The 10,059-nt window shown below is 67.2% G+C and carries 11 protein-coding genes and 1 pseudogene; 5 read left to right on the forward strand and 7 right to left on the reverse strand.

Features of this window, described 5'->3' with window-relative positions:
* Positions 1 to 10: 10 nt before the first annotated feature.
* From ACIA5F_RS29020 to ACIA5F_RS29050, 7 genes are all read right to left on the reverse strand, one after another.
* Entirely contained in the window at positions 11 to 571 is a 561-nt protein-coding gene (locus ACIA5F_RS29020) for a GTP-binding protein (RefSeq protein ID WP_399358069.1), read from the reverse strand.
* 3 nt (positions 572 to 574) lie between these two features.
* Positions 575 to 967 carry a DUF742 domain-containing protein gene (locus ACIA5F_RS29025; RefSeq protein WP_399358071.1) on the reverse strand — a complete coding sequence of 131 codons (393 nt, stop codon included), beginning with the start codon at positions 965 to 967 and terminating at the stop codon, positions 575 to 577.
* Positions 960 to 1,802, reverse strand: a complete 843-nt coding sequence (locus tag ACIA5F_RS29030; protein WP_399358073.1) for a roadblock/LC7 domain-containing protein — start codon at positions 1,800 to 1,802, stop codon at positions 960 to 962. The genes ACIA5F_RS29025 and ACIA5F_RS29030 overlap by 8 nt, the downstream gene beginning before the upstream one ends.
* Positions 1,799 to 2,992 (reverse strand): ATP-binding protein, encoded by a 1,194-nt coding sequence (locus ACIA5F_RS29035; RefSeq protein ID WP_399358075.1) that lies wholly within the window; start codon positions 2,990 to 2,992, stop codon positions 1,799 to 1,801. The genes ACIA5F_RS29030 and ACIA5F_RS29035 overlap by 4 nt, the downstream gene beginning before the upstream one ends.
* Before the next feature lie 1,001 nt (positions 2,993 to 3,993).
* A complete protein-coding gene (locus ACIA5F_RS29040; RefSeq protein WP_399358077.1) occupies positions 3,994 to 4,188 on the reverse strand; it encodes a hypothetical protein in 195 nt (64 codons plus the stop codon).
* Between the two features lie 680 nt (positions 4,189 to 4,868).
* A complete protein-coding gene (locus ACIA5F_RS29045; protein ID WP_399358079.1) occupies positions 4,869 to 5,612 on the reverse strand; it encodes a hypothetical protein in 744 nt (247 codons plus the stop codon).
* A gap of 74 nt (positions 5,613 to 5,686) precedes the next feature.
* On the reverse strand, positions 5,687 to 6,106 hold the full coding sequence (locus ACIA5F_RS29050) for a helix-turn-helix domain-containing protein (protein WP_399358081.1): 420 nt from the start codon (positions 6,104 to 6,106) through the stop codon (positions 5,687 to 5,689).
* A gap of 538 nt (positions 6,107 to 6,644) precedes the next feature.
* Between ACIA5F_RS29050 and ACIA5F_RS29055 the strand changes: the two genes are divergently transcribed.
* From ACIA5F_RS29055 to ACIA5F_RS29075, 5 genes and pseudogenes are all read left to right on the forward strand, one after another.
* Positions 6,645 to 7,319 carry an HAD family hydrolase gene (locus tag ACIA5F_RS29055; RefSeq protein WP_399358083.1) on the forward strand — a complete coding sequence of 225 codons (675 nt, stop codon included), beginning with the start codon at positions 6,645 to 6,647 and terminating at the stop codon, positions 7,317 to 7,319.
* Positions 7,316 to 7,693, forward strand: a pseudogene (locus ACIA5F_RS29060) (alcohol dehydrogenase catalytic domain-containing protein); the annotation flags it as partial. The gene ACIA5F_RS29055 and the pseudogene ACIA5F_RS29060, both read left to right, overlap by 4 nt.
* 360 nt (positions 7,694 to 8,053) lie before the next feature.
* Positions 8,054 to 8,329: a hypothetical protein gene (locus ACIA5F_RS29065; RefSeq protein ID WP_399358089.1), complete on the forward strand. Its 276-nt coding sequence runs from the start codon at positions 8,054 to 8,056 to the stop codon at positions 8,327 to 8,329.
* 18 nt (positions 8,330 to 8,347) lie between these two features.
* Positions 8,348 to 9,499: a hypothetical protein gene (locus ACIA5F_RS29070; protein ID WP_399358085.1), complete on the forward strand. Its 1,152-nt coding sequence runs from the start codon at positions 8,348 to 8,350 to the stop codon at positions 9,497 to 9,499.
* Positions 9,493 to 9,990: a radical SAM protein gene (locus tag ACIA5F_RS29075; RefSeq protein ID WP_399358087.1), complete on the forward strand. Its 498-nt coding sequence runs from the start codon at positions 9,493 to 9,495 to the stop codon at positions 9,988 to 9,990. The genes ACIA5F_RS29070 and ACIA5F_RS29075 overlap by 7 nt, the downstream gene beginning before the upstream one ends.
* Positions 9,991 to 10,059: the final 69 nt, after the last annotated feature.

The raw sequence follows: 10,059 nt of genomic DNA on the forward strand, positions 1-10,059 counted from the left end.
TCCTGCGCTCCTAGCCGAGTTGGGACATGAGGTGTTTCACGAGGATGATGAGGGCACGCGCCGAGGAGTTCTCGTCCCGTACGTCGCACTCCACGACAGGGGTCTCGGCGGTGAGGTTCAGGGCCTCGTGCACCTCGTCGAGCGGGTAGTGCGTGGTGCCCTCGAAGTGGTTCACGGCGATGGCGTACGTCAGGCCGAAACGTTCGACGAGGTCCAGGACGGGGAAGGACTCGTGCAGTCGCTCCGGGTCGACGAGGACCAGCGCGCCCAGAGCGCCCCGGGAGAGCTCCTCCCACATCTCCTTGAAGCGCTCCTGGCCGGGCGTCCCGAAGAGGTAGAGCACCAGGGTGTCGCTGAGGGTGAGCCGACCGAAGTCCATGGCGACGGTGGTGGTCTTCTTGTCGGGTGTGCCCGACAGGTCATCGAAGCCCACGCTGGCTTCGGTGATCTCTTCCTCGGTCCGTAGGGGCTCGATCTCGGAGAGACTGCCGATACAGGTGGTCTTGCCGACCCCGAAGTGCCCCACTATGAGGATCTTCACCGCGTGGGAGACATCTGGATCCAGGTACACGCGTTACGCTCCGAATCGATTCTTCAGGCCTTCGAGCACGGCGCTGACCAGTTCTCTGTCGACACGTTCGGCGCGCGGTATCGGGGTCCTCGCGAGGATGAGACTGTCCTCCTCCAACTGCGCCAGCAGGATGCGGACGATGCCCAGGGGCAGGTGCGTGTGCCCCGCCACCTCGGCCACGGACAGGAAGCCGTTCGCGACCAGGTCCATGACCTGCCCCGCTTCCGGGGACAGCGTGCGCGCCGCGATCTGCCCGTTCTCCGCCGCCGCCGTCACGAGCGTCGTGTGCTCGTACTCGTGGTCCGGGGGCAGCGCCCGTCCGTTCGTGATCACGAAGAGGGGGACTAACGGAGACGTCAGTTCCAGCTCTTCACCCTGTTCGAACCCCTCAGGCACGGCCTGTCCCCTTCCCCGGTGTCGCCGCCGCGGTCAGTCCGGGAACCACCTCGTGCAGACGCGTGGTGAACTGTTCTATGTCGCAGTCGTGTTCGGCGGCAGCGGCCAGCAGGGCATCGGGGCCGGCCGCCATCAGGAAGATCCAGCCGTGCTGGAACTCGATGACCGTCTGACGCCATTCCGCGTCCTCGCTGCCCCCCGCGAACTGGGAGGTGACCCGGCTGTAGGCGTGGATGCCCGTCATGGCCGCCGAGATCGTATCCGCGAGGTCGCGGCTCATCCCGGTGGTCGCCCCGCGGGGAAGGCCGTCCGATCCCAGCAGCACGGCGTGGCGGGCACCCCTGACCTCGGACATCACCTGGTCGAGCGCGCCGAGGACGAATCCCGCGTCACCGGAGCCCTGCTGCCGGGGGGCGTTCCCCCGCGGACCTCCGGCGTCCTCGGCGCGCACCCGCGGCGGCGAGGTGAGGTTGTTGCCCAGCCGGGCGACCAGGCGGTGCATGCGGAAGGAGATCTGCTGCATGTCCACATCGGGCCCGGCCGCGGCGGCGAGGTAGGAGCCCTGCCCGGCCCCGATCAGGAAGCTCCAGCCGTGCGAGAACTCGATGACGGTCTGGTTCCACTGCCGGTCCTCCTCCGGTCCGGCGAAGTGGGCCGTCGCCCGGCTGAGCGACTGCATCCCGGCCATGGCCGCGGAGATGGTGCGCACGTCCTTCTCGGCCAGGCCTTCCGTCGCGCCGCGGGGAAGGCCGTCCGCGGACAGCAGGACGGCGTGCCGTGCACGGGGCACGTTGTGCACGATGTCCTCGAGCATCCACGACAGGTCTGCGGTCATGCGTCTTCGGGCCCTTCGAACGAGGTGGCGTCAAGGTCGCGGCCGGAGAGCGTGCCGCGCTGGAAGGCCCCCAGGCTGCGCCCGGAAGCGCGGCCTGTCTCCCCCGGGGTCCGTGGCACCGGCGGGACGGTGTCGGGATCGGGATCGGGGACGCTCGCGATGGGGGCCTGGCGTGCGCCGCGCTTGGGCAGACCGTGCATCGTGCGCGACATCGCGCTCTGGGGCCGGCTCTCGGTGGCACGCCGGATGTCGCTGACCGGAGCCTCCTGGGCGGGCGGTATCTCCTCCATGGTCCACAGCTCCTCGGGCAAGAGGACGACGGCCCTGACGCCGCCGTACCGGGAGACTCCGGTGACGTCGACCTTGAAGCCGTGCTGACGCGCGATCAGGCCGATGACCGGGAAGCCGAACTTCGGCTGCGTCCCGAGCTGCGACAGACGGGGGGCGACTTCTCCGGAGAGCAGCGCGGTCGCCCGCTGCCGCTCTTCGTCGTTCATGCTGACACCGGCGTCGTCGATGACGATGCACAGGTTGTTCTGGACGCGCTGGAACGTCACCTCGATCGGCGCGTCGTGCTGCGAGAAGCTGGCGGCGTTGTCGAGCAGCTCCGCCACGGCGAGGGCGACGGGCGCGACCGCGGACGCCTTCAGGGCCAGACTGGTCTGCTGCATGATGGCGACCCGGTGGAAGTTGCGGATCTGGCCCTGGGCACTGCGCACCACGTCGTAGACGCTGGCGGGCCTGTTGCGACGGCCGAGCGGCGCCCCGCACATGACGGCGATGCCCTGAGCCTTGCGCGCCATCTGGGCGTTGGCGTGGTTGACGTCCAACAGATCGCTGAGGACGGCGTGTCCGCCGTACTTGCGCTGGACGCCGTCCAGGAGTGTCGTCTGCTCGGCCGCGAGGCTCTGCAGGAGGCTGGCGGCACCCTTGAGGACGGCCTTGGTGTTCTCCTCCGCCGCTTCCTTGGCTTCGCGGAGCGTGGCGTCCTGCTCGCCGCGGAACCTCTGCAACTCGGCGCGCGACGCGTGCAGATGGCTGTCCGCCGTGACTATCTGGTGTCTCAGGTCGGCCTCGGTGTGCTCCTTCCTCGCCGCCAGCGCTCTGTTGCGGGCGACGAGTGCCACGATCGCGACAACGGCTATCGCCGCCACCGCAACCAAGCACCACACAAGTGCGTCTCGATTCATGGAAACCTTTCCCGGCGCGTGGCATGCGGACGGCTGCAGATACACCTTGCGAGGCCCCGCAACACAGCTGATCGGCACGGTTCACCTGCGGTTACGCGGAGAGCATGCCGCCGATCACACATCAGCGTCTGCGTCACAATGGATCAAGATCACAGATGTCGGGATGCTATCACCGGATCTTCGCCTCCCCGGACGCCCGCGATGGCGCCGCATGCACCCAACCCGGCTGTCACGGGAGCGGGTTGACATGGCCTTTCGGCCTCACACCTGCCATCGGCCACCCTCTCGCCACCGATCCGTCAGTAGTTCTTCACGAGAGAAGTGGCGATCCCTCACACCGATCTGAGGCACCGCCGACCGAACCCTGGACGGACCTCATCGGCAACTGGCGGCGCCCGGTTCACCGGTACCGGGTGCGTGGGCGAGCAGGCACACCCACGGCACCGGCTCCCGCGGCTCCCGGCGCGCCGCCAGCTGGGCCGCATGCCGCGCTGCCCCCTCCCGCGCCGCAGCGCTTGGGTGCTGCTGGTGGTGGGCCCGAACGGCTCGCTCCACCGCCACCCGGGCACGCATCACCTGGGCGTCGTAGCTGGTCGGCTCCTCCGTCAGCCACACACCCACCACATCGGAAAACGGGCTGCAGTGACTGCCAGAACCTGCGTACGCGACGTTCGCAGCCCCCACCGTCCACCAGTTGCCGCCAGCAAGTCACGCGCCGGCCGCCACCGGCCTGCCTGCAACTCGACCAACGTGAAGCCGAGTGCCTCGTCGGTGCCGGCGGGGTGGTAAACCGGGCGCATCAGCACGCCTCGCAAGCTAAGCGGCCACCGTCTGCGGCCTGCGGCATGGAAGGCAGACGCCTGATGCTCTCGACCGCACCGTGGCGGGGCGTCATGGATTCTTCGGTCATCGGATGATTCCTCGGGAGCGGGGGATCGATGGAGATGGGCAAGGGGTTGCTGTCAGGCTGGAGTAGGGGCCGCCGGGCGCTGGCATCCGGTCTAGAACTTGATCCCGCTGATCAGGCGCGCGACGTCCGCTGCGATCTCGGAGATCGTCGGCGCGACTGAGGAACTCGCCAGATAGAAGCCCAGCAAAGTGCACACGATGGCGTGCCCGGCCTTCAACCCTCTCTTCTTGACGAGCAGGATGCCGAGAATCGCGAGCAGCACGACGGCGGAGACATTGACAACCACGGAAGCTCTCCAGGGGGCATGCGTTCCCACAGTCCGGGACCGCTGTGGCGCTGCCGCGACTGGACTGCTGTGTGCCGGTCGGCCCAGCAGTGCCGTGATGGCGGCAGCCAAATAGGACGAGGGAAGCGTGAAGAGGCCCTACGCGGTACCGGAAGCTCCGCGCTCTTCCCTGCGCGCTCGGCCAATCGCTCTGCTCAAGGCCGTCGGTCGCGTCAAGAGCCGGGGACTGGTGGGCAGTACGTGCCAGTGCAGTCCGGGCGGAGCGGTGGCGTCAAGAGGAGGTACGACGAGGTGGCATCGCGGCCCAAGCGCCACAGTGTTCGGCTCTTGCCAGGTCGTGGCCGTGCCAATGGGAACCAGGACACATATGCGCAGCTCGGTACCCTCGTCGCCGAATACCACCGGTCCCACGGGCTTGCCCTCCGCCTGGAGGATCTCGATGGCTCGGCGGCCAACGAATTCGGATATTCGGACAACGTCCCACCACTGTCCGACCGAGCAGACGTCGGGGTCGTCGCCGATCGGCATCCATCGCGGCGGGACCCCGGGAGAAGGGGGACGATCCACGGACATGAAATGGTCTCCTCGCAAAGGCTGGTGAGGAGACCATTCCACGTGGCCAGTGCCGTGCACGGACAGATTGTCTGGGGGCGAGTGCACGGGAACGCCGTACGGGAACACTAGGCTGTGGTAATGCCCGCCCATCTCCCGAAGGCCGCCAGCTCGTTGGACGGGCGCGTGTCCATGCGCAGGAGTGCGGCCGACGTCTCCCGGGCCGACGGATGGAAGCGGGTGTGGTTAGGAGCAACCTTCCGCGCTCGCCCGAGGTCCGCGAATGCGCCGCGCCTGTCACCTACGGCCAGTTTCGCCGAGGCGACGTCAATGAAGTGGTGGCTGGAGCGTTCTCCCACAGTTGAGGCCGGTGGCGTCCACTCCTGTCCCGGGGCGCCAGACCACTGGGTGAGACGTGCGAGTGCCTGCTCCACGTCCCCCATGTCGATCAGGGTGTGCACCTCGTGTATACGGATGTTCGTGGGGCCGAATGACATCTCGTAGGCGAGGGAGTCGCGGTTGTCGGCCATGCGCGCGACGCTCTCTGCCTCGCGGAGGTAGGCGTCGGCGCGGTCCGCGTTGTTCTCCCGAGCTTCCAGCACGGCCAGCTTCAGCAGGAGGGCACCGTCGATGGCGAGGGCGCCGTTGGCGTACGAGCGCTCGGGTTGCATCCGTTCGAGCTCGTGGCGCAGCGCCAACAGCTTGCGGCGTCCCGACGCGTAGGCCCCCTGTCGCAGCATCGCGCCCACGACGAGGTAACTGGCGGTGAACTGCAACAAGGGGTCGCCTGAGCGGTCGGCGGCCCAGCGAACGCGTTCGAGCGCTGTGCTGGACAGGTCGTGGTGCCCCAGCTTGTGCGCAAGGGAGTTCACTGCTCGGTAGGCGCGAGCGAGGTGACCATATGCTTTTTCCCGCTCGCCGTTGCGGCCCTGCAGGGCGACGTGCGTCAGTTCTGTGATGACTGCCGGGAGGAGGGGCCCATTGGTGCATAGCGCGCATCCCGACGGAGAGCGGCTACCTGGTCCATCTCGGAGGCGAGCACGGGCAAGGACCTGGGCGCGGTCTCCAGGTCATCAGGGGTGTCGTAGCAGAGCATGATCCTGCGTAGCTCGGGTATCACGGCATGCACGCCGTCTTCGGCCTCGGGTTCACCGTAGTACGGCTGCCCGGTCAGGACCTCCGGGCCGAAACGAAGTGCCTTGGCGAGCGCCAGGACAAGCGAGGGTGATGCCTTGCGCACACCGGACTCGAGCTTCTGTACGTAGCTGGGTGAGATCGCGACTTTGTGTGCCAGTTGGGCGGCAGACAGATTCCGTGTCTTTCGGGCGATACGGAGACGGTCTCCCAGCGTCAGGTTTTCACTCATGGGTGGAACAGTCCCTTCGCGACGGAGCACTCCGACCAGCGTACGTACGATGTCCAGCCTTGCGATGAGCTGCGGAAAGAGTTCATTTCCACGCCACTGAGTGGCTCAGACCCGCCAGCTGTGGCTGAGCCACTCAGACGATGCGGATCTCGGTAAAATGGTGCAGATTATCCAAGATGTTCAATAAGTCTCATCCTTATGTCTATTACATGGCATGCGGCCTCTGGTCAAGGGGTGTGCGGAAGATCGCTCAGGACAGTTTGTCCGCTGCCCATCCCCTGACCGATGGAATCGTCTCCTCACAACACGCCCCGCCCACATCGCATTTGCCGTGAAGCCTGCGGACTGCCAGTGCTTCCGTGCCGCGGACGGGCTCGCCCAACACAGGTGAGGGAGTCTCGACTTGCACTACCCGCCAACCATGTCGTCGTGCAGCACGTTGTCGCTGCCGCGACTGAACTCAGTTGCTGCAACCCGCACAGAAGAGGCTCCGCATGGGCCGGACAGCTCACGGGCGGCGGATGGCACCGGAGCTGTTGTGCTTGACCTGTTCGGGACACTTGTCGCCGCACCGGACATCACCGAACGCGCTGCCGCGGTGATTGAGCTCTCCTTCGCACTCGGTGTCGCCAGGGAGACCGTCGACGTAGCACTTTCCAGGAGCTGGCGGGTCCGGCATGACGGGACGTTACGCTCGGGAGCCGCTCTCGCCGCGTATCTCGTCGAGCGATGCGGTGCATCCGCGGACCACGTGGCCAGCGCGGCATCGGTGTTTCGTCGACTCGCAGCCACCCGGCTGGGCACCGACGAGTCGGTCTGTCGGGCGCTGGCCGAGTTGCGGCGCTCTGGGCTTCGTCTGGCACTGCTCAGCGATGCTTCCCCGGACATCGCTGAGGCCTGGAACGCGTCGGACCTCGCCTCGTACTTCGAGGTGGCGTTGTTCAGTTGCTGGAAAGGCGCGGTGAAGCCGGCCCCCAGTCTCTTCGACCGAGTACTGGTGCGGCTCGGCGTAGCACCGGGTAACACCGTCTACTGCGGGGACGGTGGCGGTGACGAACTGGCAGGGGCTCAGCGGTCGGGGATGAGGCCCTTGCGTGTGACACGCCGGGGCGGATCACACCGCCTCGCTTTTGGTGAGACGCCTTGGTCCGGAGGGTCCTTACCGGCAGTGGAGTCTCTGCCCGCGGCGCTGGCCGGCGGGTGGGCCCTATGAATGCGGCACCGCGTGCATGGAGGGTTCGCGGGGGTGTTCCACAGCTTGCGGAAGCCCCGGACTCACACGTCTCCGGTTCCACCCGTGGCACGGCTCTCGTTCATGTCCGGTACGCGGGCGTCTGTGGCAGCGATGTCCCCAAGCTCCACCCCGCCTGGGGCGGCTCGATACCTACGCCGTGGTTCCCAGGGCACGAGATCGTCGGCAGGGAAGCCCGATCTGGTGACTGGGTCGCCATCGACCCGCTGATCGGGTGCGACTCATGCCGTGACTGCCAGCACGGGCGAACGGACCTGTGTCCGGATCTGCAGCGCGTCGGATGGGATCTTCCCGGTGGTCTCGCCGAGCTCATTCGGGTCCCGGAATCCAGCGTGGTGAAGCTCCCCAGCCTCCGAGACCCCGCCCACGGCATTCTGGCCGATCCCATGGCGGTGGCCCTGCACGGCGTCCGCTGCGGAATGCAAAGCCGCCCCGGGCGTCTCGGGGTCCTCGGCGCCGGTTCGCTTGGGATCTGTACGGCGATCTGTGCCTCCGCCGCCGGGTGGGACGTCCACCTCGCGGCCCGGTCTACCACGAGGCACAGCGAGCTGAAATCAGCCCTCACCGGTCCGCGCCTCACCGTGCACCACACCGCTCTACCGCCATGTGATGCCGTCGTTGACGCTGCTGCCGGGCACGACGATTCCCCCTTACGCCAGGCCGCCGCAGCGGTCCGGGACGGAGGAACGGTACTCGTGCAGAACGCCTACGCCCCGGACGTCACCCTCTCCCTACCGCTCCGCGACCTCTTCCGTCGCTCGGTAACCCTGCGTGGCTCCTTCTCGTACTGCCGCGCCAACGGCCGCGACGACTTCCGCGACGCCCTCGCTCTTCTCAGCCAAGGCGGAGCATGGGCCGACCTGCTGACGCGAGACCGCTATCCCCTGTGCGAACTACCGCAGGCGCTGAAGGCGCTGCGGCGCCAGGACGATCACCGCCCGTTCAAAGTCCTGCTGACCTCAAACACCTGACTCCTTGGAGCCACGATCATGACCGTCTCCATCCCTCCGCTGATCCACAAGATCAACTCTCGCGTCACGATCGAACCTCATGAGGTCCACGAGGGAATCCTCGCCGTCCTCGAACTCCCGGCCGGCAATACACGCGATGTGATGCTCGGCAGCATCCTGACCGGTCTGTTATTACGCGGCCCAAGGATCGGAGAAGTAGAGGCCGCCATCCGCGCCGCCACCAACCTGGACCGGGCCGGCTGGGACTTCCACCGACCGCCTGAGGGGCTTCGGTTCGTCGGTTACACCGGCAGCGGGAAGAAGACCCTCAAGACGATCAACCTGAGTTCGAGCGCCGCGCTTGTCGCGGCCACAGGCGGGGCACACATCGCCAAGCTCGGCTCTCGCAGTGCCTCCTCCAAGACCGGGTCCCGGGACTTCATCGACCTCGTCGGCGCGGAGATCGAGGCAGTGCCGCATGGAGAAATGGTTGGCATCGCAGCCGATTGCGGATTCGGCTTCTTCTCCATCGAGCACCGGGTGCCCGAGTTCGACCGGCGCTACGGAGGCAGGTTCCAGGCGGTCCACGCCCTGAGCCTGGCCTTCCCCGCGCTGTTGAGCCCCGTGGTCTGCGCAGCCTATGTCTACGGACTCTCGCACCCCGCGGTCCGCGTCTCCGCACGGCTCCTTTCCCGGCTCGGGCTCCCAGACGCGACTGTCGTCAATTCCTCCGCCGACACGACGCTCCAGGTCGACGAACTCCTCCCAGGGACCACGGTTCGTGCCTGCCGGATCAGCGACAGCCGGGAGGACCACACTCTCGCTGGCGACGTGACGCGAGCCGCGGCGTCCATGCCCCGAAACCTGAGTTGCATCGCTCAGCACGCCGACCCCCACTCGAACGTGGCCGCTGCGGTGCGTGTCCTGGCCGGCCGGGACACCTCGCCCGCTCGCGACGCAGTCGCCCTCAACGCGGCCCTGCTTCTCCTGACGGCTCGCGTGGTCCCGACTCTCCAGGCGGGGCTCGACACCGCGCTCACCATCCTCCACGCCGGCGCGGGATTGGACACACTGCTCCGCTTCGTCCGCCTCACCGGCGGCTCGCCCCTCGCGCTTGAGGCACTGCTTCGCCGGGACTCCCATCCGGCCTCCGTAACCTCCGCGTCCGACAGGGAGAAGGCCACATGCTGACCCACGACGAACTGGGCATCATCCACCTGGTTCTCAACACTGACTGCAACGCCTGGGACTTGGCCCCCACCTCGTCCTCACCGGGTGTGTGCCGCTTCTGCTACCGCGAGCGCAACCGCGTCAAGGCCGACGCGGACACGGTCGTCCGTGTCATCGACCGCCTCCGATCCGAGTCGGAGGCGCACCGGATCGTCTTCACCGGCGGCGACCCCGTGATGCCGTACGAAAACCATCTGGAGCTCGCCCTCCGGCACGCCTACTCCGCCGGCTTCGAGACAAACCTGCACACCAACGGTCTTCTCCTGAAGGGGCGCTACCCCGACATCCGCGATCACGTAACCGTCTACTCCCTGGCGGTCGACGGCCCGGATGCCGAGACCGCCGACTGGTTCCGCGGACAGGGCTACTTCGACTGCTTCCAGGCCAACACGGCCATGCTCATCTCCGACCGGCGGCGCCTCGCCATTACTGACTTCGGCGTTTCAGGGTGAGGTTGGTGTGTCGAGGGTGAGGCCGGTGCCGGCTATGAAGCCGTCGAGGGTGTGGGGCCGATACTGAAG

The sequence above is a fragment of the Streptomyces sp. NPDC051567 genome, from assembly GCF_044454165.1.
GTDB lineage: Bacteria > Actinomycetota > Actinomycetes > Streptomycetales > Streptomycetaceae > Streptomyces.